Origin of the sequence: Mesorhizobium sp. KR2-14 (genome assembly GCF_040049255.1) — a bacterium.
Lineage (GTDB): Bacteria > Pseudomonadota > Alphaproteobacteria > Rhizobiales > Rhizobiaceae > Pseudaminobacter.
In genome coordinates this window covers 151,374-174,118 of record NZ_JBDZDR010000007.1, presented here as the reverse complement: position 1 = coordinate 174,118, position 22,745 = coordinate 151,374, and the positions used below count along the sequence as shown (strand labels likewise).

The 22,745-nt window shown below is 65.3% G+C and carries 24 protein-coding genes and 1 tRNA gene; 15 read left to right on the top strand and 10 right to left on the bottom strand.

Annotated elements, in window-relative coordinates:
* Positions 1–97: 97 nt before the first annotated feature.
* The 4 genes from ABLE86_RS18025 to ABLE86_RS18010 form a co-directional block, all read right to left on the bottom strand.
* On the bottom strand, positions 98–1,120 hold the full coding sequence (locus ABLE86_RS18025; protein WP_348780349.1) for an esterase-like activity of phytase family protein: 1,023 nt from the start codon (positions 1,118–1,120) through the stop codon (positions 98–100).
* Positions 1,117–3,012, bottom strand: coding sequence for a cobaltochelatase subunit CobT (gene cobT / locus ABLE86_RS18020; RefSeq protein WP_348780348.1), 1,896 nt, complete (start codon positions 3,010–3,012; stop codon positions 1,117–1,119). Before cobT ends, ABLE86_RS18025 begins: the two co-directional genes overlap by 4 nt.
* Positions 3,013–3,016: 4 nt before the next feature.
* The gene (gene cobS, locus ABLE86_RS18015) at positions 3,017–4,003 is read right to left on the bottom strand and encodes a cobaltochelatase subunit CobS (protein ID WP_348780347.1); all 987 of its coding nucleotides are present in this window, start codon (positions 4,001–4,003) and stop codon (positions 3,017–3,019) included.
* A 119-nt stretch (positions 4,004–4,122) separates the two neighbouring features.
* A complete protein-coding gene (locus tag ABLE86_RS18010; protein ID WP_348780346.1) occupies positions 4,123–4,734 on the bottom strand; it encodes a J domain-containing protein in 612 nt (203 codons plus the stop codon).
* Positions 4,735–4,897: 163 nt separating this feature from the next.
* Here ABLE86_RS18010 and ABLE86_RS18005 point away from each other — a divergent pair, with 163 nt between their 5' ends.
* From ABLE86_RS18005 to ABLE86_RS17990, 4 genes are all read left to right on the top strand, one after another.
* A complete protein-coding gene (locus ABLE86_RS18005) occupies positions 4,898–5,200 on the top strand; it encodes a BolA family protein (protein WP_348780345.1) in 303 nt (100 codons plus the stop codon).
* A gap of 111 nt (positions 5,201–5,311) precedes the next feature.
* Positions 5,312–5,665: a metalloregulator ArsR/SmtB family transcription factor gene (locus ABLE86_RS18000; protein ID WP_348780344.1), complete on the top strand. Its 354-nt coding sequence runs from the start codon at positions 5,312–5,314 to the stop codon at positions 5,663–5,665.
* The gene (locus tag ABLE86_RS17995) at positions 5,662–6,189 is read left to right on the top strand and encodes an arsenate reductase ArsC (RefSeq protein ID WP_348780343.1); all 528 of its coding nucleotides are present in this window, start codon (positions 5,662–5,664) and stop codon (positions 6,187–6,189) included. Before ABLE86_RS18000 ends, ABLE86_RS17995 begins: the two co-directional genes overlap by 4 nt.
* Positions 6,189–6,902, top strand: coding sequence for an MIP/aquaporin family protein (locus tag ABLE86_RS17990; RefSeq protein WP_348780444.1), 714 nt, complete (start codon positions 6,189–6,191; stop codon positions 6,900–6,902). Before ABLE86_RS17995 ends, ABLE86_RS17990 begins: the two co-directional genes overlap by 1 nt.
* Here ABLE86_RS17990 and ABLE86_RS17985 read toward each other — a convergent pair.
* Genes ABLE86_RS17985 through ABLE86_RS17975 form a run of 3 tightly spaced genes read right to left on the bottom strand, consistent with a single transcriptional unit; the run spans position 6,847 to position 9,868 of the window.
* Positions 6,847–8,145: an HlyC/CorC family transporter gene (locus tag ABLE86_RS17985; protein WP_348780342.1), complete on the bottom strand. Its 1,299-nt coding sequence runs from the start codon at positions 8,143–8,145 to the stop codon at positions 6,847–6,849. The genes ABLE86_RS17990 and ABLE86_RS17985 overlap by 56 nt on opposite strands.
* Positions 8,142–9,263: a 3-dehydroquinate synthase gene (gene aroB / locus ABLE86_RS17980; RefSeq protein WP_348780341.1), complete on the bottom strand. Its 1,122-nt coding sequence runs from the start codon at positions 9,261–9,263 to the stop codon at positions 8,142–8,144. The genes ABLE86_RS17985 and aroB overlap by 4 nt, the downstream gene beginning before the upstream one ends.
* Positions 9,260–9,868: a shikimate kinase gene (locus ABLE86_RS17975; RefSeq protein ID WP_348780340.1), complete on the bottom strand. Its 609-nt coding sequence runs from the start codon at positions 9,866–9,868 to the stop codon at positions 9,260–9,262. Before ABLE86_RS17975 ends, aroB begins: the two co-directional genes overlap by 4 nt.
* A 115-nt stretch (positions 9,869–9,983) precedes the next feature.
* Between ABLE86_RS17975 and ABLE86_RS17970 the strand changes: the two genes are divergently transcribed.
* The 5 genes from ABLE86_RS17970 (at position 9,984) to ABLE86_RS17950 (ending at position 13,933) form a co-directional block, all read left to right on the top strand.
* Complete coding sequence (locus tag ABLE86_RS17970; protein WP_348780339.1) at positions 9,984–10,133, top strand: histidine kinase; 150 nt, start codon at positions 9,984–9,986, stop codon at positions 10,131–10,133.
* Between the two features lie 7 nt (positions 10,134–10,140).
* Entirely contained in the window at positions 10,141–11,064 is a 924-nt protein-coding gene (locus ABLE86_RS17965) for a site-specific tyrosine recombinase XerD (RefSeq protein ID WP_348780338.1), read from the top strand.
* 87 nt (positions 11,065–11,151) lie between these two features.
* Positions 11,152–12,102, top strand: coding sequence for an acetyl-CoA carboxylase carboxyltransferase subunit alpha (locus ABLE86_RS17960; protein WP_348780337.1), 951 nt, complete (start codon positions 11,152–11,154; stop codon positions 12,100–12,102).
* A 275-nt stretch (positions 12,103–12,377) separates the two neighbouring features.
* The gene (locus tag ABLE86_RS17955) at positions 12,378–13,685 is read left to right on the top strand and encodes a murein L,D-transpeptidase family protein (protein WP_348780336.1); all 1,308 of its coding nucleotides are present in this window, start codon (positions 12,378–12,380) and stop codon (positions 13,683–13,685) included.
* An 11-nt stretch (positions 13,686–13,696) separates the two neighbouring features.
* The gene (locus ABLE86_RS17950; protein ID WP_348780335.1) at positions 13,697–13,933 is read left to right on the top strand and encodes a sulfurtransferase TusA family protein; all 237 of its coding nucleotides are present in this window, start codon (positions 13,697–13,699) and stop codon (positions 13,931–13,933) included.
* 28 nt (positions 13,934–13,961) lie between these two features.
* On the opposite strand, the gene ABLE86_RS17945 is transcribed toward ABLE86_RS17950, so the two are convergent.
* Positions 13,962–15,089 (bottom strand): GTP-binding protein, encoded by a 1,128-nt coding sequence (locus ABLE86_RS17945; RefSeq protein WP_348780334.1) that lies wholly within the window; start codon positions 15,087–15,089, stop codon positions 13,962–13,964.
* 2 nt (positions 15,090–15,091) lie between these two features.
* Positions 15,092–16,246, bottom strand: coding sequence for a D-alanyl-D-alanine carboxypeptidase family protein (locus ABLE86_RS17940; protein ID WP_348780333.1), 1,155 nt, complete (start codon positions 16,244–16,246; stop codon positions 15,092–15,094).
* A gap of 211 nt (positions 16,247–16,457) precedes the next feature.
* Here ABLE86_RS17940 and ABLE86_RS17935 point away from each other — a divergent pair, with 211 nt between their 5' ends.
* From ABLE86_RS17935 to ABLE86_RS17910, 6 genes are all read left to right on the top strand, one after another.
* On the top strand, positions 16,458–17,621 hold the full coding sequence (locus tag ABLE86_RS17935) for a M20 aminoacylase family protein (RefSeq protein ID WP_348780332.1): 1,164 nt from the start codon (positions 16,458–16,460) through the stop codon (positions 17,619–17,621).
* A 129-nt stretch (positions 17,622–17,750) separates the two neighbouring features.
* Positions 17,751–17,827 (top strand) — tRNA-Arg (locus ABLE86_RS17930).
* Between the two features lie 226 nt (positions 17,828–18,053).
* Complete coding sequence (locus ABLE86_RS17925) at positions 18,054–18,395, top strand: YciI family protein (protein WP_348780331.1); 342 nt, start codon at positions 18,054–18,056, stop codon at positions 18,393–18,395.
* Positions 18,396–18,721: 326 nt separating this feature from the next.
* Positions 18,722–19,039 (top strand): hypothetical protein, encoded by a 318-nt coding sequence (locus tag ABLE86_RS17920; protein ID WP_348780330.1) that lies wholly within the window; start codon positions 18,722–18,724, stop codon positions 19,037–19,039.
* A gap of 455 nt (positions 19,040–19,494) precedes the next feature.
* Positions 19,495–20,202 (top strand): carbonic anhydrase, encoded by a 708-nt coding sequence (locus tag ABLE86_RS17915; RefSeq protein WP_348780329.1) that lies wholly within the window; start codon positions 19,495–19,497, stop codon positions 20,200–20,202.
* 518 nt (positions 20,203–20,720) lie between these two features.
* Complete coding sequence (locus tag ABLE86_RS17910) at positions 20,721–21,314, top strand: DNA-3-methyladenine glycosylase (RefSeq protein ID WP_348780328.1); 594 nt, start codon at positions 20,721–20,723, stop codon at positions 21,312–21,314.
* Here ABLE86_RS17910 and ABLE86_RS17905 read toward each other — a convergent pair.
* Positions 21,278–22,738, bottom strand: a complete 1,461-nt coding sequence (locus ABLE86_RS17905) for an aldo/keto reductase (protein WP_348780327.1) — start codon at positions 22,736–22,738, stop codon at positions 21,278–21,280. The two genes, ABLE86_RS17910 and ABLE86_RS17905, sit on opposite strands and share 37 nt — an antisense overlap.
* Positions 22,739–22,745: the final 7 nt, after the last annotated feature.

Here is a 22,745-nt window from a genome sequence, read left to right as displayed (position 1 = left end):
TTTGCCTCACCACCTCTCCCTCACGAAGGAAGAGGTGGTTTTTTTACGCCAGAGAGCCGCAAAGGGGCACGCGATTCGGCGCCTTGAGGAAAAGCGCTCATTCCTCCCGCAACAAGAACTCCAGATAGAGATTGCGCTGCAGGATGGACTGGTTGTCGTCCGACATCAGCGATACCACCAGCGCGCCGTCGGCGCGGCGCCACACGTCCATCGCTTCCATATTGTCGATCTGGTAGTTCATGTCGGCCTGCATCAGCACCGGCCCGTCGGCCACCTTGCCCTTGCCGATGGCGGAAGCCGGAAGGCGGCGCAGGCGCATCTTCACGCCCTGCATCATGGAAAAGCTTCGCTCGAGCAGCAGCAGGTCGCCGTTCGGCAGGAAGGCGCCGTCGGTTATGTCGAAGCCGTCGCTGCGCACCACGGTGAAGACGCCCTTGCGCGGCCCGTCGAGCACGGCGGCAAAGACGTTGCCTTGGCTGTCGAGGCTGCGTTCGGTGACGACGACCAGCGCGCCCTTCAGCGCACCGTCGGCCGGCGCATAGGCCACGGTCTCGAAGCTGCGGTTCATGCGCAGTTCATGCTTCGGCACCAGGAAATCGAGCTGCCGGAACGGCGCGCGCATGTCGTCCGGCTGGATGCGGAACTGTGCCACGCGGTGGTCGCGCTCGAAGCCGACGGTGGCCACGCCGTCTCTCACCGCCAGTCCCTCGGCGTCGACCCGCCATTTGTCGTCGATCGGCTGCCCGGCCGCATCCACCATCTGCACCATGCGGAAATCGCCAATGCCGGTGGGGCGTTGCCCGGCGTCTCGCGTCACCTGTCCGAAGAACCAGAAGCCGGTGTCGGCCACGCCGATGAAGCGGCCTCCCGGCGTCAGGAAGCGCATGGCCGAAAAGCCGCCGAAGTTGCGCGACGACGAAACCATCTCCAGCCCGCCGACAAACTCCAGCGGGCCGAAGCGGGTTTCGTCGCGGCCTATGTGAAACTGGGTGATCTGCCGGGTTGAGACTTCTGCCCGCTCGACCGGAGCGGGCTCGGCCTGAGCCGGCGCGACAATCGCCGCCCCGCTCAGCGCTGCCGCCAGCAACAGGCCGAGCAAGCGCGCCGGAAAGAGCCTCATCCGGCCCGGCGGCGGCCGCCGCGGCGAACCTCGCGCACGGTCTCCTCGCCGAACAGCGAGGCGAGCTGCTCGGTCATCGCCCCGGCCAGCTCCTCCGCGTCGACGATGGTGACAGCGCGACGGTAGTAGCGGGTCACGTCATGTCCGATGCCGATGGCCAGAAGCTCGACCGGCGAGCGCGTCTCGATGAGCTCGATGACCCCGCGCAGGTGGCGCTCCAGATAGTTGCCCGGATTGACCGACAGGGTCGAATCGTCAACCGGCGCGCCGTCCGAAATCATCATCAGGATCTTGCGCTGCTCGGGCCGGGCGATCAGGCGCTGATGCGCCCACAGCAGCGCCTCGCCGTCGATGTTCTCCTTCAGCAGGCCCTCGCGCATCATCAGGCCGAGATTGCGCCGCGCGCGCCGCCAGGGCGTGTCAGCACTCTTGTAGATGATGTGGCGCAGGTCGTTCAGGCGGCCGGGATTGGCCGGCTTGCCGTCCTTCAGCCACTTCTCGCGGGCCTGCCCGCCCTTCCAGGCGCGGGTGGTGAAGCCGAGAATCTCGACCGAAACGCCGCAGCGTTCCAGCGTGCGGGCCAGGATGTCGGCGCAGGTCGCCGCCACCGTGATCGGCCGGCCGCGCATGGAGCCCGAATTGTCGAGCACCAGCGTCACCACCGTGTCGCGGAACTGCGTGTCGCGCTCCTGCTTGAAGGACAGCGGCTGCATCGGATCGATGACGACGCGCACCAGGCGCGCGGGGTCGAGGTAGCCCTCCTCCAGGTCGAAGTCCCAGGAGCGGTTCTGCTGCGCCATCAGCCGGCGCTGCAGCCGGTTGGCAAGCCGCCCGACCACGCCCTGCAGATTGGCAAGCTGCTTGTCGAGGAAGGCCCGCAGGCGGTCGAGTTCCTCGGCCTCGCACAGGTCTTCGGCGCCCACCGTCTCGTCGAAGGCGGTGGTGTAGACCTTGTAGTCGATATCGCGCGGCAGGTTGGCGAAGGGGTCGTCCTTGCGGCGGGCCTCGCCCGGCGTCTCGGCGTCGGCGTCCTCTTCGTCCGACATCTCGTCGGTGTCGGCGTCGGCCGCCTCCATCTCGCCGGCCTGGTCCTGCTCGGAGGCTTCGGTTTCCTCGGGCTGCGACTGCTCGGAGCCGGTGTCTTCCTCGCCGGCTTCCTCGCTCTTCTCGCCGCCTTCCGGCTGGTCCTCGGTCTCGTCCTCGCTTTCCTCGGACTGCTCCTCGTCGCCGAGTTCCTCGGCCATGTTCATCGAGGCAAGCATGTCGCGCACAACGCGCGCGAAGGCATTCTGGTCGTTCAGGTTTTCGGCCAGGTGGTCGAGGTCGGCGCCGGCCTTCTCCTCCACCCAATTGCGCCACAGCGAAACCAGCTTCTCGCCGCTCTTGGGCGCCGGCCGGCCGGTCAGCTTCTCGCGCACCAGCAGCGCCACGGCTTCCTCGAGCGGCGCGTCGGCCTGCTCGCGCACGTCGGCCAGATTGGCCTTGGCGTATTTGTCCTCCAGCATCTGGCCGATGTTTTCGGCCACGCCTGCCATCGCCCGGCTGCCGATGGCCTCGACGCGGGCTTGCTCGACCGCGTCGAACACGGCGCGAGCCTGCTTGCCCTCGGGGGCCAGCTTTGTGTGGATGCGGTTGTCGTGGCAGGCGCGCCGCAGCGCCATGGAATCGCCCAGGCCGCGCGTGATCGCGATGTCGGCCTTGGACGCCTTCTTCGGCAGCTCGGGCAGCCGCGCCCGGTTGCCGGCCAGCGCCGGCCGGTCCTTGGCAAAGGCGACCTCGAGCTCGTTGTCGCCGGAAATGGCACGCATGCAGACAGTGACGGCGCGCTTGAACGCGTCCGTATCGGCGCCCGCCTTGGACCTGCCGCGTATATTGTCGCCCGGACCCGCCACCTGCTTATCCCAAAACGACGTTGGCCGAAGATTCCGGCAGATCCTCGCCGAAGGCGCGCTGGTAGAACTCGGCCACGATCGGCCGCTCCAGCTCGTCGCACTTGTTGACGAAGGTCAGGCGAAATGCCAGGCCGACATTGTTGAAGATCTCGGCGTTCTCCGACCAGGTGATGACCGTGCGCGGGCTCATCACGGTGGAAAGGTCGCCATTGACGAAGGCCGAGCGCGTCATGTCGGCCACGCGCACCATCTTGTTGACGATGTCGCGGCCCTTGTCGTTGCGATAGTGCTTCGACTTGGCCAGCACGATCGCCACTTCATTGTCATGCGGCAGGTAGTTCAGCGTGGTCACGATCGACCAGCGGTCCATCTGCGCCTGGTTGATCTGCTGCGTGCCGTGATAGAGGCCGGTCGTGTCGCCCAGGCCCACCGTGTTGGCGGTGGCGAACAGGCGGAAGGCCGGATGCGGGCGGATGACGCGGCTCTGGTCGAGCAGCGTCAGGCGGCCCGAGGATTCCAGCACGCGCTGGATCACGAACATCACGTCGGGGCGGCCGGCGTCATACTCGTCGAACACCAGCGCGACATTGTGCTGGTAGGCCCAGGGCAGGATGCCGTCGCGGAATTCGGTGACCTGCATACCTTCCTTGACCACGATGGCGTCCTTGCCGACGAGGTCGATACGGCTGACATGGCTGTCGAGGTTCACGCGCACGCAAGGCCAGTTGAGACGCGCCGCGACCTGCTCGATATGGGTGGACTTGCCGGTGCCGTGATAGCCCGAGACCATGACGCGGCGGTTATAGGCAAAGCCCGCCAGGATGGCCATCGTCGTCTGCTGGTCGAACAGATAGTCCGGATCGATGTCCGGCACATGTTCGGTGGCCACCGAATAGGCGGGCACAACCATCTTGGACTCGAAGCCGAATTTTTCTTTCACCGACACAGTCGTATCGGGCAGGTTTGCGATGTCGCGTTCGACCTTGTTCATCACATCTCCACGCGCGGAAGCAAATCTTCCGCCGTCATTCTAGCCTTGTTCGGGAGCGGTCTTAGAGCTTTTTCCTTTCGGGCGAAAGCCGTAGCGGAACGCTCGTTCAAACCTGTCGCTCAACACAAGCCGGCTTGCTTGAGCACGCGATACGCCTGAAGCACATCGCGGAATCGATCTTCCGAACCCCTGTCTCCACCATTGGCATCCGGATGGTGGCGTTTCACGAGTTCCTTATAGCGCGCCTTGATCTCGGTTCCAGTCGCCTTTGCGGTAAGGCCAAGCGTTTCCAGCGCCTTGGCCTCAAGGGGCCTGGCCTTGCGCTGTCGCGGAGCGGCGGTGTCGCTGCCGAACATGTTGAACGGATCGCGGATGTTGCGATAGTAGCCGGCACGCCCCGAGCGGTGCTGTGCCATCTCCGGCGCGGAGCGGTAGCTGCTATTGGTGCCCATGGTCCAGGTCGGGCGGTGACCGGTCAGCGCCTCTTTCTGGAAGCGGGCGATCTCGCTGTCGGCCAGGCCGGAAAAATAGTTGAAACCCTTGTTGTATTCGCGCACGTGCTCGAAGCAGAACCGGAAATACTCGCCTTCCCGCATCCGCCCCACAGGCGCGCGGTGGGTGCCGGCTTCCTGGCAGCCGTCCCACTGGCAGATCGGCGCATGCGCCTTGGCCTCGGCCTGCGGGTCCGGGCGCACGCGGATCTTCTCGAAATATTTCGGATAGGGTTTCATGTCGGCCCATTTAGGGGATTTCCCCCCACGGAAACAAGAATTGACATTTCGACAATCATCACCCTAACCGCTGAATCGACGGTGAACGGTCGACAGACCGCCAATCGGCGCTTACGGCACCTATATTGGGTGAACGTGACATATGTGGGCAAAGGAGATGGCAATGTCCATGAAGACGACGATGGAAACCAAGCTGAAGAATGCCTTCCAGCCGCAACGCCTGGAGGTCGTCGACGAAAGCCATCTCCATGCCGGGCATCATCACGAAGAATCAGGCCACCACGTGACCTATGACGGCACGGGTGAGACGCATTTCCGCATCCGCATCGTTTCAGGCAAGTTCGAGGGCATGAGCCGCATTGAGCGCCATCGCTCGGTCAACGAATTGCTGGCCGACGAGTTGAAGGCCGGCGTGCACGCGCTGGCGATCGAACCGGCAGCCCCCGGCGAGAAGACGCGCTGGTAAGACACTCGGACCGGCGCGGGCACCAATTCCGGTTCTTGCCTGCGCCACGCCGGTTTCCCCGACCGGGCCCGTCGTCACGCGGCTGTCATACGTATCCACTATTCTGGATATATGGATGACCAACGCACCATCGACGCGCTTTCGGCACTTGCCCAGCCGACCCGGCTCGACGCCTTCCGCAGGCTGGTCGCCGCCGAGCCCGAAGGCATCGCTGCCGGCGAACTGGCCAGCCTGCTGGCCGTCCCCCAAAATACCCTGTCGGCTCATCTCGCCATCCTTGCCCGCGCCGGGCTGGCAACGAGCGAGCGCCGGGGCCGCTCGGTCATCTACCGGGCCGGCATGGAGACGTTGCGCGAAATGCTGCGTTTCCTCGTGAAGGACTGCTGCGGCGGCAGCCCTGAGGTTTGTACCCCCTTGTCCGTTGACCTCGCCCCCTGCAACCCTCCCGCACGAGCCATGCCATGACCAACCGGCCCTACAACGTGCTTTTCCTGTGCACTGGCAACAGCGCCCGCTCCATCCTCGCCGAGAGCATCCTGCGCAAGGACGGCGCACCGCACTTCCACGCCTTTTCGGCGGGCAGCCAGCCCAGGGGTGCGGTACACCCCCTCGCTTTCAAGGTGCTCGAAAGCTACGGCTATCCGGTCGACGAATTGAGGTCGAAGAGCTGGGACGAGTTCGCCGACCCAGGCGCCCCGCAGATGGATTTCATCTTCACCGTCTGCGATAGCGCTGCCGGCGAAGCATGCCCGGTCTGGCCCGGCCATCCGGCCAATGCCCACTGGGGCATCGACGACCCGGCCCATGCCGAAGGCAGCGCGCTGGAGAAGGAGGCGGCCTTCGTCACGGCATTCAAGCACATGCGGAACCGTATTTCCGCCTTCATCGCGCTGCCGCTGTCCAGCCTCGACCGCATGGCGCTTGCCAGCCACCTGACCGAGATCGGCAGGCAGGAGGGAGCCTCGGCAAAGACGGCCGAGAACTCATGATGCGCGAGCCTCTCGCCCGTCGCCTGCTCGCCGAAGCGCTGGGAACGGCGCTGCTGCTGGCGACCGTCGTCGGCTCCGGGATCATGGCCTCCAGGCTCGCCGGCGGCAACGCGGCCCTGGCGCTGCTCGGCAACACCTTGCCCACCGGCGCGATGCTGGTGGTGCTCATCCTGATCTTCGGACCTGTTTCAGGCGCCCATTTCAATCCCGTGGTCAGCTTTGCCCTAGCCCTGCGCCGGCGCTTCGCGCTGTCGGACTGCGCGCCCTATATTTTGGCCCAACTGGGCGGGGCGGTTCTCGGCGTGTGGGCCGCCCACATGATGTTCGAGCTTCCGCTTTTGCAGGTGTCGATGACGGCGCGCACCGGAACCGGCCAATGGCTCGCAGAGGCAATCGCCACTTTCGGGCTGGTCCTGGCCATATTCGGCTGCGCGGCGCGCACGCCCGCCGCCGTGCCTTTCGCGGTCGGCCTCTACATCACCGCCGCATACTGGTTCACCGCCTCGACATCCTTCGCCAATCCAGCGGTGACGGTCGCGCGCGCCCTATCCGATACGTTTGCCGGGATTGCGCCAGCAGACGTCCCGGCCTTCGTCGCCGCGCAATGCATCGGCGCGTTCGCCGCGGCCGCGGCCAGCATGCTCCTATGGCCGGCGCCTATTGAGGAGGACGCGGTATCGGCTGGGTCAGGGGCTCCGCAGGCCGGATCCTGATGCGGGTGATGCGGTTCTTGTCGCGCTTCATCACGATGAAACGCTTGCCGTGGAAGGTGAAGGCCTGCTTCTCTTCCGGGATCGACTGCGTCTCATGGATGACCAGACCGGCGATGGTGGTCGCCTCCTCGTCGGGCAGGTTCCAGTCCAGCGCACGGTTGAGGTCGCGGATCGGCACCGAGCCGTCGACCACGATGGAGCCATCGGATTCCTGGCGCACGCCCTGCACGTCGACATCGTGCTCGTCGGCAATTTCGCCGACGATTTCCTCGATGATGTCCTCCAGCGTCACCAGCCCTTCCAGCTCGCCATATTCGTCGACGACGAGGGCGAAATGGGCCTTGCGGCGCAGGAAGGCACTGAGCTGATCCTGAAGCGAAGTCGTGTCGGGCACGAACCAGGGCTTCGAGGCAATCTTCAGCAGGTCGATCCTGGAAAAGTCGTTGCCGACTTCCTCCAGCGCGCGCAGCAGATCCTTGGCGTGCAGAACGCCGACGATGTTGTCGGAAGCGCCGCGCCACAGCGGCATGCGCGTATGCGGGCTCTGCAAAATCTCGCGCACCACCGTCTCGGGCGGGTTTTCGACATTCACCGAGCGCATGTTGGTGCGGTGCACCATGACGTCGGAGACCTCCAGCTCGTGCAGGTCCAGCAGCCCGCCCATGCGGTCGCGATCCTGCTTGACCACGCCGCCCTCGCGATGCAGCACCGCCACCGTGCCGCGCAATTCGTCATGCGCCGACAGAAGCGGCTTGTCGCTCGACAGGCTGACGCCGAACAACCACAGCAGCATGCGCACGGCCCAGTTTGCCGCCACCGACAGATAGCCGAACACCAGCACCGCCAGCCGCGCGAAAGGCGCCACCCGAAGCGCAAACTGCTCCGGCCGCGCCAGCGCCCAGCTCTTGGGCAGGATCTCGGAGAAGATCACCAGCATCACCGTCATGACTGCGGTGGCGTAGGCGACGCCCTTGGCGCCGAAGAGCTCCAAAAGCAGGCTGGTGGCCAGCGCCGAAGCCAGGATGTTGACCAGGTTGTTGCCGATGAGCAGCGCGCCCACCAGCCGATCCTTGCGCTCCAGCAGCCGCTGCACCAGCCCGGCGCGACCGTCGCCCGCCTGTTCAAGCGAATGCAGACGGGCGCGCGAAGCGGCCGTCATGCTGGTTTCGGTCCCGGAGAAGAAAAAGGACAGGACCAGGAGTACGAGGATGATGCCGATCGTAATCCAGATATCCCAATTCATCCGGGATGATTCTCCTTCAGGAAGGCCAGCACCTCGGCAGCCGGCACGTCCTTGGCAATGAACGACTTGCCGATGCCGCGCGTCAGGATGAAGGTCAGCGCGCCGCGCGACACCTTCTTGTCCTGCGCAATATACTCCAGAAGCCGCTCTGCGTCGGGCAATTCTCCCGGAATATCGGCCATGCGCCACGGCAGGCCGACCGCTTGCAGATGCGCTTCCACGCGAGCAGCATCGTCGGGCGAGCAGAGATTCATGCGCGCGGAGAAACGGTGCGCCAGCGCCATGCCGATGGCCACGCCCTCGCCATGCACCAGGCGCGTGCCGTCATAATTTGTCGCCGCCTCCAGCGCGTGGCCGAAAGTGTGGCCGAGATTGAGCAGCGCGCGATCACCCGTCTCGAACTCGTCGCGGGCAACCACATCGGCCTTGGCTCGGCACGATTCGGCAATGGCCTGCGCGCGCGCCGGCCCGCCGGCAAAAACGTCCTGCCAGTACCTTTCCAGCCAGGCGAAGAAATCCGGCCGGTCGATCAGGCCGTATTTGGCGACCTCGGCATAGCCGGCGCGGAATTCGCGAGCCGGCAGCGTGTCGAGCACGTCGGTGTCGGCCAGCACCAGCCGCGGCTGATGGAAGACGCCGACCAGGTTCTTGCCGTGCGTGCTGTTGATGCCGGTCTTGCCGCCGACCGACGAATCGACCTGCGCCAGCAGAGAGGTGGGCACCTGCACGAAATTCATGCCGCGGCGCACGATGCCTGAGGCGAAACCGGCAAGATCGCCGATCACGCCGCCGCCGAGCGCCACCACCGCGTCGCGCCGCTCCAGCCGTGCGGCCAGAACGCCGTCGACCACCTGCTGCAAATGGGCGAAGCTCTTTGTCTTCTCGCCGGCCGGCAGCACGATCGCGGTCGACAAGATACCGGACTTCTCCAGCGAATTCGTCAGCTTATCGAGATGCGCACGCGCAACATTCTCGTCGGTGACGATCGCCACCCGGACGCCGGGCAGTCGAGCCGCGATCTCGGCGCCGGCGCGAGCGACCAGCCCCGAGCCGATCAGGATGTCATAGGCCCGCTCGCCCAGCCCCACCTCGACCTTGACCGTGTCGCTACCCGTCATATCGCGTTCTCCCTGGCGCCCCGGCCCTGTCCGCCCAGATATTCGTGCAGCGCCGCGATCACCTCGTCGGCGATGACCTCCTTGCGCTCGTCGCGCGTCAGCACCGTCACATCCGCCGTCGCGTAGACGGGATAGCGCTCGGCCATCAGCCGCTGCATCACGCCGCGCGGATCGGGACCCTGCAGCAACGGCCGGTTCGGCTTCTTCCCCACCCGCTCCATGAGCGTGTCGATATCGGCCTTGAGCCATACCGAGACACCCTGATCGAGTATCAGGCCGCGCGTCTGCGCGTTCATGAAAGCGCCGCCGCCGGTGGAAAGCACCTGCGGGCCGCTCTCCAGAACACGCTGGATGACTCGCTGTTCCAGCGCGCGAAACTCCGGCTCGCCATAGCGTTGGAACAGTTCTGGAACCGTCATGCGCGAAACGGTCTCGATCTCATGGTCGCTGTCGATAAAGGGCAGGTCCAGCGCCGCCGCCACCTTGCGGCCGATCACCGTCTTGCCCGCGCCCATCAGGCCGACGAACACGATCGAACGCTTGCCGAGCCGCTGCAGCAGCTCCTCATGTTTGTCGGCCGTGTCGTGGGGCGTTTCGCTCGTCATGCTGGCGTTTCGACATGAAAATACCTGACACGTCAAGGCTTCGAAGTACCCTTGAAATGACATCCGTACGGACCCATAACGGGATGGACGAGCAGAGACGGGGCGCAACCGAAAAATGCCGACCTTATTCCGGTTTCTCGTGACGCTTGGCGTCCTGGCGGGTCTCGCCTATGGCGCGATGTTCGCGCTCGTCACCTTCGTGCAGCCCAAGCGCGGCGAAATCACCATCCGCATCCCGGCCGACAAGCTCAATCCCAAGAAGTGACGCGACGATGAAAAGCGGCGCGCGCATCGAGGCGTTCCTGGAAATGATGAGCGCCGAGCGCGGTGCTGCCGACAACACGTTGGCCTCCTATCGGCGCGACCTGGAAGACGCAGCCGAGCATGTCGGCGACCTTGCCGGCGCGGATGCGGCGGCCATACGCTCCTATCTCGGCGAAATCGCCTCGCGCGGCTTTGCCGCCAGCTCGCAGGCGCGCCGGCTATCGGCGCTGCGCCAGTTCTACAAGTTCCTCTATGCCGAGGGCCTGCGCCCCGACGACCCCACCGGCACGCTCGATAGCCCCAGGAAGGACCGTTCGCTGCCCAAGATCATGAGCGAGGCCGAAACCGGCCGCCTGCTCGACCGGGCAGCAGCGGAATCCGCCGACGCCTCGCTCGGCGACAGCGCCCGCATTTCGGCGCGGCGCATGCATGCGCTGGTCGAGGTGCTCTACGCCACGGGCCTGCGCGTTTCCGAGCTGGTGGCCCTGCCGGTAACGGTCGCCCTGCGTGACGAGCGCTTCTTCATCGTGCGCGGCAAGGGCAACAAGGAGCGCATGGTGCCGCTGTCGGGCAAGGCGCGCGCGGCGATGCGCGCCTGGCTTGCCGAGCGCGACAGCGATCCGGCGCTGGCGGAAAGCCCTTACCTGTTTCCGGCCGCGTCCCAGAGCGGCTACCTGCCCCGCCAGGTCTTTGCCCGCGAGCTGAAGGGGCTGGCCGCCCGCGCCGGCATTCCTGCGGCCAAGATCTCGCCGCACGTGCTGCGCCACGCCTTTGCCAGCCACCTGTTGCAGAATGGCGCCGACCTGCGCGCGGTGCAGCAACTGCTCGGCCATTCCGATATTTCCACCACCCAGATCTACACCCATGTGCTCGAAGAACGGCTGGTGCGACTGGTCAACGACCATCATCCGCTTGCCGATGAAGGGCGCTGAGGTTATGTGAAGGCAAGTTTTCGCGGCGCCGGCCTATCTTTCGAGGCGTCGGCGGTCTTTTCTTCAGGCGTATCGGTCAGCTCACGCATGTACAATTACCTCGATTTCGAAAAACCCGTCGCAGATCTCGAAGGCAAGATCCTGGAGCTCAAGAAGCTTGCCGAGAACGGCGAGGCCGTGGACGTGGCCGAGGAGATCGCCCGGCTGGAAAAGCGCTCGCGCGATGCGCTTCGCGACATCTACAAGTCGCTGACGCCGTGGCAGAAGGTGCAGGTGGCCCGCCACCCCGACCGCCCGCACTGCCTGGATTATATCGACGCGCTGTTCACCGAGTTCACGCCGCTCGCCGGCGACCGCGCCTTCGGCGAGGACAAGGCCATCGTCGGCGGCTTCGCCCGCTTCCGCGGCCAGCCTGTCGCCGTCATGGGCCAGGAAAAGGGCTCCGACACCAAGAGCCGGCTGGCGCATAATTTCGGCTCGCCGCGGCCCGAGGGCTACCGCAAGGCCGTGCGCATCATGGAACTGGCCGACCGGTTCTCCATCCCCGTGGTGACGCTGGTGGACACCGCCGGCGCCTATCCCGGCGTCGGCGCGGAAGAGCGCGGCCAGGCCGAAGCAATCGCCCGCTCCACCTCCGCCTGCCTGTCGCTCAAGGTGCCGTCGATCTCGGTGGTGATCGGCGAAGGCGGCTCCGGCGGCGCCATCGCGATCGCCACCGCCAACCGCGTCTTCATGCTCGAGCACGCGATCTATTCGGTGATCTCGCCGGAAGGTGCTGCCTCCATCCTGTGGCGCGACACCACGCGCTCCAGGGACGCCGCCACCAACATGAAGATCACCGCGCAGGACCTGCTGGCGCTGAAGGTCATCGACGCCATCATCCCCGAGCCGCTGGGCGGCGCCCACCGCGGGCCGGAAACGGTGATCCAGGCCGCAGGCGACCTGATCGCCCGGACGCTGGCCGATTTTGCCGCCAGCCCCGTCGACTTCCGCGAACAGCGCCGCGACAAGTATCTCGCCATCGGCCGCAGCCTCTGACGGATTTTCGGCCGGCACGGCTGCCCTTCTCGGTGCAGCCGCAGCGCTCGCATTGAGGCCGTTTGGTGGAGCCGCTGAGGCAGAAGGCGGCGCATTGCCCATTCCTGCCACAAAATTGCCGCCACTCTTTCGTCAAACGGCCATCTGCCGCCAGGCGCCGTTAACCCTTGCGGTAATCAATTCGCAAGGTTAACGGTTTATGGTCTAGCCTGAACATAGGTCGGCAGGGGGATTGCAGTTCCCGCCGTAACCGACGGAAACGAAGACGACATTTGATGCCGAAACTCGCCAGTATCGCTCGTTCTGGTCTGCTGGTCGCGGCGCTCGCTGTGGCCGGCTGCAATGAATCCCAGTCCACCTTCGAGGGTTTGACGGCCAAGGGCGAGCTGCATATTCCGCAGAAAGTCCTGGACGAGATGAAGGCCAAGGACATGCCGCGCACCTCGCCGGTGCTGGCGCGCATCTTCAAGGAAGAAGGCAAGCTGGAAATCTGGAAGCAGAAGTCCAACGGGCGCTACGACATCATCGCCAGCTACGACATCTGCAAATGGTCGGGCAAGCTCGGGCCGAAATTCATCGAAGGCGACCGCCAGGCGCCCGAAGGCTTCTACACGGTGCGCCCGTGGCAGATGAAGCCGAACTCGCAGTTTTACCTCGCTTTCAACATCGGCTACCCCAACGCCTATGACCGGGCCAACGGCCGAACCGGCTCCAACCTGATGGTGCATGGCGCTTGCTCCTCGTCGGGCTGCTATTCCATGACCGATGCCCAGATCGAGCAGATCTACGCCTTCGGCCGCGATGCCTTTTCCGGCGGCCAGACCGAGTTCCAGGTGCAGGCCTTCCCCTTCCGCATGACGGCAGCCAACATGGCGCGCTATCGCGACGACCCGAACTACGAGTTCTGGAAGATGCTGAAGGAAGGCTACGACCAGTTCGAGATCACCAAGGTGCCGCCGAAGGTCGACGTCTGCGAGAAGCGCTACGTCTTCAACCAGATTCCCGAGAACGGCGCCGCCTTCTCGCCGACCGGCGCCTGCCCGGCCTCGACCATGCCCGATACGCTGAAGATGGCCTATCAGAGCTACGTGTCGGACTACGAGAAGGCCTTTACCAGCGCCATCAAGAGCTCGACCCCGGAGCCCGCACCCACCATCGCCGGCCTCAACGAAGCCACTCTCGTCTCGGACTGGACCCGCAAGCGGGCGCGCGGCGAGCGCGTGCCGGTCGAGCCGCCGTCACTCGAGCCGGACGGCAGCGTCAAGGTGACGAGCCAGATGGGCCGCATCGACTCTCCAGCCGGCCGCCGCATGGCAGCCCTCGAGGCAGCCGAGGCGGAAAAGAAGCGGCTCGCCGAAGAGAAGAAGCGCGCTGCCGAGGAAAAGGCGACAGCGATCGCTCTCGCCAAGGCTGAAAAGGCTGCGGCTGAAGCACTGGCCAAGGCCGGTCCCGCGCCGGCGCCGACCGCCTCGCCCGACGCCAGCCAGGTCGCGGCTGCGCCGGCCGACGAGGCCGCCGCTGCTGAAAAGCCCGGCCTTCTGGGCGGCGTGCGCAAGCGCATGGCCAGCCTCTTCGGAGGCTGAAGGCTAGCTTCGTGACAAGCGCTGCGGACGTCTACGATCTCAAGGGGCTGAACTGCCCCCTCCCCGTCCTGAAGGCGCGCAAGCGGCTGGCCGCCATGGCTCCGGGCAGCCTGCTGTGGCTCGAAACCACCGATCCTCTGGCGGTCATCGACATTCCAGCCTTCTGCACGGAAAGCGGCCACCGCCTGGTGGAAGCGCAAGCTCAACCCGGCGGCCACCGGTTTCTGGTCGAGCGCGGGGCCGCGTAGCCCAATTTTCCCGACGTGAAGACGCCGCTTATCGGCGCATGCCCGCAATCGCCAGCGGGTTGTCCTCGATCGCTGCGCGGTCGGGCGTATCGATCGCCGGCCGATTGGTGATGGCGGAAAACAGGCGCTGCACATAGTCTTCCGGCATGTCCAGCGTGATCAGCACCAGCCGCGTGCCGCGCCGCTCGTCGGGCCAGAAAGGCAGGCGCGCTGGCGGGTGCAGGATCTTCTGCACGCCGTGAACGACCAGCGGCCGCGCGGGGTCCTCGGCCAGTTCGATGACGCCCTTCATGCGCAAAAGCCGCTCGCCATGGGTCGAGCGCAGCAGGTCGAGGAACATCTCGATCGCGGCATAGGGCACCGGCCCGTCATGCACCAGGCTGAAGGAGCGCACGCGCCCGTCGTGGTGATGGTGGTGGTCATGGCCGTGGTGGTGGTCGTGGTGATGGTCGTGCCCGCAATGATCGTGCGAGGCATGCGCCGCCTCTTCGCCCAGCCAGCGGCGCACGTCGGCCGTCTTCGTCTCGGGATCGAAGAGGCCGCATTCGAACAGCGCGGCCACGCCGGTGGCCTCGTCCGAGACGTCGAGCTGCGGCGCCGACGGATTGATGCGTGCAAGCCGTGCATTCAGCGCCTGGAGCGCTGCGGCGGCGTCCGCCAGATCGGTCTTGGTGATCACCAGCCGGTCGGCCACCGCCACCTGCTTCACCGCCTCGACATGAGCGTCGAGCGTCGCTTCGCCATTCACCGCGTCTACCAGCGTGATGACGCCGTCGAGCCGGAACGCCTGCACCAGGGCGGGGTGGCCCATGATGGATTGCAGCACCGGCGCCGGGTCGGCGAGGCCGGTGGTTTCGATGATCACCCGCTTCAGCTTCGCGATGCGGCCGGTCTGCAACCGGTCGACGAGGTCGGCCAGCGTGTCGACCAACTCGCCACGCACCGTGCAGCACAGGCAGCCGTCCGAAAGCTGGATGACCCCGTCGGATGCCTGCTCCACCAGCAGGTGGTCGATGGCGACGTCGCCGAATTCGTTGATGATGACGGCGGTGTCAGTAAGCGCCGGGTCTTTCAGGAGCCGGTTGAGCAGCGTGGTCTTGCCGGCGCCGAGAAAGCCGGTCAGTACCGACACGGGAATGGGGTTGAGGTCCTGCATGGCTATTGCGGCCGGCTCGCGGCGTCGCCCTGCGCCGCCACCGGCGCTGTCGGCGCCGGCCTGTCGGGCCGCCAGGTCGGTATCGGCACGTTGGCCTGGTTGTTCTTGGCGTCAATCGCGGCAAAGGCCGCCGGCGCCGGGCCGGTCGCGCCGCCCAGCCCCACCCGCACGAACTGCAGGTCGCGGTTCAGCTCTGCCATGTAGGGCGATTTGAACTTCGGCTTGCCATTGGCGTCGAGCCCGTCGGAGCGCTCCGAGGCACCCGCCTTGCTGCAGACGATTTCGCGCATGTCGGTCGGCGTCGTCAGGTTCTCGCCATAGGGCTGCAAGGTGCCCAGCGTCACGCTTCCGCTGGCCGCGGTGGAAAAACCCTGCCCCAGGAGGTCTGCCGCCCGGTCGGCGCGGCCCCACGGCGTGCGCTCGCCCAGAACCACCGCCGCAAGCGTGCGCCCGTCACGCGTGGCCGAGCCGGCGAGATTGTAGCCGGAAGCGCAGACGAAACCCGTCTTCATGCCGTCGGCGCCGGCAAAGCGCCCGAGAAGCGGGTTGAAGCCGCGTATCCTGTTCTTGCCGTTGGTGGTCAGCCCCTCGATCGTGAAATAGGAGCCATATTGCGGGAACTCGAGCCGGATCGCCCGCACCAGCAGCGCCATGTCGCGCGCAGTGGTGTAGTTTTCGGGGTCGTGCAGCCCGTTGGGGTTGGTGAAGTGGCTGCCGGTCATGCCCAGCCGCTGCGCTTCCGCATTCATGCGGCCGGCGAAGGCAGGCAACGTGCCGCCGACATTCTCGCCAATGGCGGCGGCAATGTCGTTGGCCGACTTGCCCAGCATCATCTTCAAGGCGTTGTCCAGCGTCATCACCGAGCCGGGCTTGTAGCCCATCTTGCTCGGCGGCTCGGCCGCGGAAATCTTGGTGATCTTGATCGGCGACTGCAGGGTCAATTCCCCGGCATTGATCGCGCGGAAGGCGACATAGGCGGTCATCATCTTGGTCAGCGATGCCGGATGCCAGCGCTTGAACGCCTCCTCATGCTCCAGCACCTGGCCCGTCTTCACGTCGAACAGAATCGACGGATTGGCTCCCGCCGGGCCGGCCACCGAGGCGCCAAGTACGACCAGACCCGCGAAAAGTCCTTTTGATAAAAAGAGATGCCGCATGGTTAATTCCGAATTCGCCTCTTGCCGTATCCGCCTCGGGGTCCTTAAGATTTTCGGATCGGGTCTCGAAAAGCGCGGGAATTGAGTTGAGATGCCCCGGACCGCGCGCCCTGCGTGCTATTTAGCCTATGTGACCTCAAGATGGCAAAGCGTATGCGATCAACATTGCGAATAGCGGGGCCAACCTTTTGAACAGCGAAAGTCCTAAATCATGCCGATCCTGAACCGAGCTGCCGAACTTCAAGACGAGGTCACCGGCTGGCGCCGCATGCTGCACCAGAACCCCGAATTGAACTATGACGTATTCCAGACCGCGCAATTCGTGACCGACAAGCTGAAATCCTTCGGCTGCGACGAGGTAGTGGGCGGCATCGGACGCACCGGCGTGGTGGGCGTCATCCGCGGCAATCTCGGCGCAGGCAGCACGATTGGCCTGCGCGCCGACATGGACGCGCTGCCGATGACCGAGGCATCCGGCAAGCCCTATGCCTCGGCCAATCCGGGCAAGATGCACGCCTGCGGCCATGACGGCCACACCGCCATGCTTCTTGGCGCGGCGAAGTATCTCGCCGAAACGCGCAATTTCGCCGGCTCGGTGGCAGTGATCTTCCAGCCGGCGGAAGAAGGCGGCGCCGGCGGCCTGGCCATGGTGGAAGACGGCATGATGGATCGCTTCGGCATCTCCCAGGTGTTCGGCATGCACAACATGCCCGGCCTGCCGGTGGGCCAGTTCGCCACCCGCCCCGGGCCGATCATGGCCGCAACGGCCGAATTCACCATCACCGTGAAGGGCAAGGGCGGCCATGCCGCGATGCCGCATCTGGCGATCGACCCGATCCTGATCGGCAGCCAGATCGTCGCCGCCTTCCAGACCATCGCCTCGCGCACAATCGACCCGCTGGAGTCGATCGTGGTCACGGTGACCAAATTCCACGGCGGCGATGCCTACAACATCATACCCGAACAGGTGCAGCTTGCCGGCACCGTGCGCACGCTGAAGAAGGAAGTGGCGGCCATGGCGCGCGAGCGCATCCACGCCATCTGCGCCGGCATCGGCGCCGCGCACGGCGCGAGCGTCCATGTCGACTACGATGCCAATTATCCGGTCACCTTCAACCATGCCGCTGAAACGGTCCTGATCGGCGACGTCGCCGCCACCATCGCCGGCGAGGCGCAGGTTCACCGCGAAATCCAGCCGCTGATGGGCGGCGAGGATTTTTCCTACATGCTGGAAGCGCGCCCGGGCGCCTTCATCTTCATCGGTAATGGCGACAGCGCCAACCTCCACCACCCCGCCTACGACTTCAACGACGAGGCGATCTCGCATGGCATCAGCTACTGGGTGAAGCTCACCGAAACCGCGCTGGCGGCATGATCGTTGCGGCGGGCGCCGGCCAGCGCCCGCCAGCAAGCCCCTGCGGGCCGCCGCGTGGAGGCCAACATTGGAAAATTGTCCGAAACCCGTTGGCGAAACGGCCTGAAGCGGCTATGTGTCGTCTCGGCTGGTCCCGTAGCTCAGTAGGATAGAGCGGCAGATTCCTAATCTGTAGGTCACAGGTTCGATTCCTGTCGGGATCACCAGCAAAATCAGAGATCTCGTCAGTCCATAACGACGGCGCCGCATCAGTGTCGGTGCAATCCGCGCCGGCCACGACGCCTCGAGATGGCTTATGGCTCGCCTGCATTCGTTCAAGTAGCAGAGGACCGAAATTTCCTGCACTATTTGTCGGATTCCGGCCCGCCCGTTCGTCAATGTCGTGAAGGCAGGTCAATCGGGCTGTCCGAAGACCGTTGCAGGAGAGAAGCCATGGCGCGGTACCTGGTCGCCATTCACCATCCCGACGACTACGACCCGTCCGTCGCGGAGGACGAAGCGATGGCCCGCGATATCGACGTGCTGAACGAGGAGATGGAGGCTGCCGGTGTCAGGATCTTCGTTGGCGGCCTGCACCCGGCAAGCAGCGCGAGGTCATTGCGGGCACAGCGCGATGGCGAGGTGGTCATCACCGACGGGCCGTATCTGCAGACCAAGGAGCACGTGGGCGGTTTTTGGGTGCTGGAAGCCGCTGACCTGAACGAGGCGCTGGCGTGGGGGCGAAAGGCCGCCATCGCCTGCCGGGCGCCCGTCGAGGTGCGCCCGTTTCACTGACGGCTGCCACACACCGCCGGACAGCTTTCCCGAAACGCAAAGAACCCGCCGCCACGGAGAGCGGCGGGCCGGCAAACTTCACGTCAGTGACGGTATACGCAAACGCGGTGGCCCCGGTGCCAGCGATAGTGATGGCGACACCAAGCGGAGTGCCTGTGGTGCCATCCGCCGTAGTAATACGCCGGACGATAGCCGTAGTAGCCTCCGTCGTAATAGCCTGCGTACCAGGGGTATAGCCAGGGCAGGCCCAGACCGAACCAGCCCCACCCCCAATCATCCCAGTCTCCGCCGCCGCCAAAGAAGCGGTTGCCGTGGAAGTGTCCGCCATGGAATCCATGGAAACCGCCATGCATGCCATGGAATCCATGGAACCCGCCGCCCATGCCATGGAAGCCTCCGTGGAAGCCTCCACCCATGCCGTGGAAGCCACCGCCCATGCCGTGGAAACCGCCCCCGAAGCCGCCTCGGACGAACTGAAGGCCGCTCGCCGTGCTGTCAGAGGACTTTTTCACAAGCACGGCTGGCTCAAGCGTGCCTTGGCAGGGGGCCGAGCCGCATGTCTGGCCGGCTTCCGTTGGCTGCGCCATTGGAGTGCGGAAAGCCCCACCGGCCGCTTCGACCGTCGGGGCAATCTCGGGAACTGACCTTGGAATGCCTGCGGCAAACGCGGATGCGCCTGCGAGCGCTCCAATGCTCAGCAACCCCGACCATGCGAGTGTTGAGAGATAGCGTTTCATCTTCTTCTCCAAGGAAACACGTCCGTGGAGCTCAGGCCTGCGATGAACGCGGGAAATGGGCCTCCAGGCGACAATCGCGAAGGCTGGCCCTATCGAACGAACCTTTAGAAACGAATAGGGAACAGAAAAGTTCCACGCGCGGCAAAACGTTGCCCCATCGAGGCGACAACGCGACTCGCAGACGCGCCCTTGTTCCCATCAGTGCGCGAACGAGGCGGCCAGCAGCGGCCGCTCTCCGCTGGTGCAGGTGCCGATAGGGAAAGTCGTGCATCGGACGTGATTTGGATTGACCCGCAGGGCGAATTTGCGCACCCTTTCGGCAACGTAAAAGGCTAGTGCCTGCAGCAGCTTGTGGAGAAGATATGCTGACGAGACGTAATTTCTGCGGCTGTCTTCTGGGCAGCCTGCCGTTGATCGCCACCGCCGCTCATGCGCAGCAGCCCGAATGCGCGGTTTTCACGCACACGCGCCAGGAAGAGACCTCGCCAGACGACGCGATTTCCCTGCTCAAGGCCGGCAACGAACGGTTTGTAGGCGGCCACTCGATCAACTGCGACCTCATGGAGCAGGTCAAAGGGACGGCGGGGCAACAATCGCCCTTTGCGGCAATTGTCGGCTGCATCGATTCCCGGGTGCCTCCCGAGATCGTCTTCGACCAGCGGATCGGCGACGTTTTCTGCGCCCGCGTGGCAGGCAATTTCGTCAATGTCGATATTCTCGGCAGCCTCGAATACGCCACTCAGGTGGCCGGCGCCAAGGCGATCGTCGTTCTCGGTCACAATTCCTGCGGGGCGATCAAGAGCGCCGTGGATGGCGTGAAGCTGGGCCATATCACGGACCTGCTCGAGAACCTGGACCCGGCCCTCGCCACCCTCACGCCAGCCGACGGGCCGCACGATTCGCACAACACAAAGCTCGTCCAGAAAGTGGCCGAGGCAAACGCAAGGCTGACCGCCGCAAGCCTGACAGGCCGCAGCGAAATCATCGCCAAGCTGGTCGATGGCGGCAAGCTGAAGATCGCGGCCGCGATGCACGACATCACGACAGGCCGGGTTTCCTGGTTGACCTAGGCAGCCCCAATCGAGCCTCGCCGTCGCCGGCAGAGATCTACCACCTGTTGGCGACGCAGAAGCCTCGCGGCGTGAGGTGCATTCCTCTCGGGCACGGCCGGACGAACTGACGGTTGGGAACACACCTGCCGAAGCGATTGAGATGCCAGCCTCTGCCGCAGACGCCCCGCAGCCTTGCCCGGTTCGGAACGCAGCGGCCCCAGCGGTTCATGTGCCATCCTCGCCCGCATCGCCAGCCGACATATTCGACCGAGTTGCCCGTTGCTTGCTGCGTCTGCTCGGGCACGACCGGATAGGAAAAGGCCGGAAATGCAAACGTCATCAACGCGCCGGCAGCCGCGAGCGCCACGAAGTTCTTACGAGAGAACATCTTTGTATCCTCCAGTACAGCACTCCCCGCGCGAAGAACTAGGGCCTTCGGCTGGGAAAGGAAGGTGACCGGCAGCTTCTCCAGCGGCTATGAAAATAGTCGAGCCGGCGAGGCAGGCAGATGGAGCCGTGATATTCTCCGACACGCCATGAACAACCGAAGCTTTTTCGAACGAGATGCGGTTGCCGTCGCGCCGGACCTGATCGGTGTCGAAATCCGTGCCCATGGCGTCGGCGGCATCATCGTTGAGACCGAGGCCTATCGCCGCGACGACCCGGCCTCCCATGCCTTTCGCGGCCCCACCGAGCGCAACGCCGCCATGTTCGGGCCGGCGGGCCACGCCTATGTCTACCGCTCCTACGGCATCCACTGGTGCCTGAATTTCGTGTGCGAGCCGGGCAGCGCGGTGCTGATCCGTGCGCTGGAGCCAACCGCCGGCATCGAGACAATGCAGGCGCGGCGCGGACTCACCGACATCAGGGAACTGTGTTCCGGCCCCGGAAAGCTCTGCCAAGCGCTGGCCATCGACCGCTCGCATGACGGGCTGCCGCTCGGCGGGCCGGAGATCACGCTATCGCCGCGCAACGGCAAGGTCGGCATCGTGGCCGGCCGCCGCATCGGCATCAGCCGCGCGGTCGAGCACCCCTGGCGCTTCGGGCTCGCCGGCTCACGCTTCGTCAGCCGGCGCTTTGCTCACGAAGAGGTTCAGACGATAGCCTCGGCCTCGATTTCCACCTCGTAGTCGCCGACCAGATCGCCCGCCTCGATCAGCGTGTTGGCAGGCAGCACCTCGCCGAACACGCGGCCATGTGCGCGCGACACCGGCTCCCATTTGGCGGCGTCGCGAATGTAGATGCGCGTGCGCGTCACGTCCTCGATGCGGCCGCCAAGTGCTGAGATGGCGGCGGCGATCTTGTCGAGGATGTAGGTGGTCTGCGCGCCGGCATCGCCCGGCGCCACGCAGCGGTCGGCGCCATGGGTGGCGGTGGTGCCCGAAACGCGGATCACGTCTTTCACCCTCACCGCGCGGCTGAAGCCGGCGATCGGCTCCCAGACGCTGCCGGAGGAGACGCGCAGCCGGTCGGGCCGGCCGGGCATAGGCTCCGCCTTGTAGACCGACGGAATGGCGTCGAGATGGTGGCTGAGGTCGCCCGAGGCGGTGAGGAAGGGCGGGCGGCGATATTCATCGCCGCAGTCTCCCGGGATCGGCTTTGTGGCCGCGAATGCCTCTTCCAGCCGGGCCTTGTCTTCGGCATCCAGCGCGAAATTGAAGACGTTGAGGTTGTCGGCGCGGTGCTCGTTCTCGCTGATGCGCGCGCCGATGATGGTCGCGGCCACCGCCTCGTGCTCCAGCACCCAGCGCGACGCGACGTTGGAGATCGAAACGCCATGCTTCCGGCCGATCTCGGCGGCGGCAGCCAGAATGCCCTGGAACGGCTCCCAGCCGCCGGCAGTGTCGATGAAGCGCTTGTATTTCGAGCGGCTCCAGTCGGGTATCTCTGTCGGCTCCGACTTGCCCAGCCATTTGTCCGACAGGAAGCCGCCGCACAGCGTGCCATAGGCAAACAGTTTTGTCCCGGTGCGGGCACAGAGTTCGGCAAGCGCGCCGGCGGCGCGGCGGTCGACCAGCGAGAACGACACCTGGTTGGTGGCCAGCGGCACGCCATCGGCCAGCGCCACCGCCAGATGCGCGGCATCGAAATTGGTGACGCCGATGGCGCCGATCAGCCCCTCCTCCTTCAGCCGCGCCATCTCGTGCAGCGCGTCGAGCCAGGCCGGATGCTCGAAGGTCCACCAGTGGAACTGCAAAAGGTCGACCTTGTCGACGCCGAGCCGATCGAGCCGCTCCTGCACGCCCTTGCGCACGATCTCGGCCGTCATCGGCCCCGGCTCCGGGCACCATTTGGTGAAGGCCAGCGGACGCTTTTGGTCCTTGCCGTAGCGTGCCAGCAGCCGCCCCGTGATGATCTCGGCGCTGCCGTAGTGGTCGGCCATGTCGAATGTGTCGAAGCCCGCCTTCGCGTAGGCTTCCAGCGCGTCGGCCGCCTTTTCCGGGTCGAGCGTGGTGCCGTCCTTCTCCAGGTCGGCCACCTGCCACAGCCCGCAAACCAGGCGGCTGATGTTCAGCCCGCCGCCGAGCTCGATGTGGTCAGGAATTTTCTGCATGGAAGGC

What these genes read in the sequence shown, in the direction of transcription:
- ABLE86_RS18025 (WP_348780349.1), bottom strand. Translation starts at nt 1,120, where the DNA reads ATGAGGCTCTTTCCGGCGCGCTTGCTCGGCCTGTTGCTGGCGGCAGCG.
- cobS (WP_348780347.1), bottom strand. Translation starts at nt 4,003, where the DNA reads ATGAACAAGGTCGAACGCGACATCGCAAACCTGCCCGATACGACTGTG.
- ABLE86_RS18010 (WP_348780346.1), bottom strand. Translation starts at nt 4,734, where the DNA reads ATGAAACCCTATCCGAAATATTTCGAGAAGATCCGCGTGCGCCCGGAC.
- ABLE86_RS18005 (WP_348780345.1), top strand. Translation starts at nt 4,898, where the DNA reads ATGTCCATGAAGACGACGATGGAAACCAAGCTGAAGAATGCCTTCCAG.
- ABLE86_RS18000 (WP_348780344.1), top strand. Translation starts at nt 5,312, where the DNA reads ATGGATGACCAACGCACCATCGACGCGCTTTCGGCACTTGCCCAGCCG.
- ABLE86_RS17995 (WP_348780343.1), top strand. Translation starts at nt 5,662, where the DNA reads ATGACCAACCGGCCCTACAACGTGCTTTTCCTGTGCACTGGCAACAGC.
- ABLE86_RS17990 (WP_348780444.1), top strand. Translation starts at nt 6,189, where the DNA reads ATGCGCGAGCCTCTCGCCCGTCGCCTGCTCGCCGAAGCGCTGGGAACG.
- ABLE86_RS17985 (WP_348780342.1), bottom strand. Translation starts at nt 8,145, where the DNA reads ATGAATTGGGATATCTGGATTACGATCGGCATCATCCTCGTACTCCTG.
- aroB (WP_348780341.1), bottom strand. Translation starts at nt 9,263, where the DNA reads ATGACGGGTAGCGACACGGTCAAGGTCGAGGTGGGGCTGGGCGAGCGG.
- ABLE86_RS17975 (WP_348780340.1), bottom strand. Translation starts at nt 9,868, where the DNA reads ATGACGAGCGAAACGCCCCACGACACGGCCGACAAACATGAGGAGCTG.
- ABLE86_RS17970 (WP_348780339.1), top strand. Translation starts at nt 9,984, where the DNA reads ATGCCGACCTTATTCCGGTTTCTCGTGACGCTTGGCGTCCTGGCGGGT.
- ABLE86_RS17965 (WP_348780338.1), top strand. Translation starts at nt 10,141, where the DNA reads ATGAAAAGCGGCGCGCGCATCGAGGCGTTCCTGGAAATGATGAGCGCC.
- ABLE86_RS17960 (WP_348780337.1), top strand. Translation starts at nt 11,152, where the DNA reads ATGTACAATTACCTCGATTTCGAAAAACCCGTCGCAGATCTCGAAGGC.
- ABLE86_RS17955 (WP_348780336.1), top strand. Translation starts at nt 12,378, where the DNA reads ATGCCGAAACTCGCCAGTATCGCTCGTTCTGGTCTGCTGGTCGCGGCG.
- ABLE86_RS17945 (WP_348780334.1), bottom strand. Translation starts at nt 15,089, where the DNA reads ATGCAGGACCTCAACCCCATTCCCGTGTCGGTACTGACCGGCTTTCTC.
- ABLE86_RS17940 (WP_348780333.1), bottom strand. Translation starts at nt 16,246, where the DNA reads ATGCGGCATCTCTTTTTATCAAAAGGACTTTTCGCGGGTCTGGTCGTA.
- ABLE86_RS17935 (WP_348780332.1), top strand. Translation starts at nt 16,458, where the DNA reads ATGCCGATCCTGAACCGAGCTGCCGAACTTCAAGACGAGGTCACCGGC.
- ABLE86_RS17925 (WP_348780331.1), top strand. Translation starts at nt 18,054, where the DNA reads ATGGCGCGGTACCTGGTCGCCATTCACCATCCCGACGACTACGACCCG.
- ABLE86_RS17920 (WP_348780330.1), top strand. Translation starts at nt 18,722, where the DNA reads ATGGAATCCATGGAAACCGCCATGCATGCCATGGAATCCATGGAACCC.
- ABLE86_RS17915 (WP_348780329.1), top strand. Translation starts at nt 19,495, where the DNA reads ATGCTGACGAGACGTAATTTCTGCGGCTGTCTTCTGGGCAGCCTGCCG.
- ABLE86_RS17910 (WP_348780328.1), top strand. Translation starts at nt 20,721, where the DNA reads ATGAACAACCGAAGCTTTTTCGAACGAGATGCGGTTGCCGTCGCGCCG.
- ABLE86_RS17905 (WP_348780327.1), bottom strand. Translation starts at nt 22,738, where the DNA reads ATGCAGAAAATTCCTGACCACATCGAGCTCGGCGGCGGGCTGAACATC.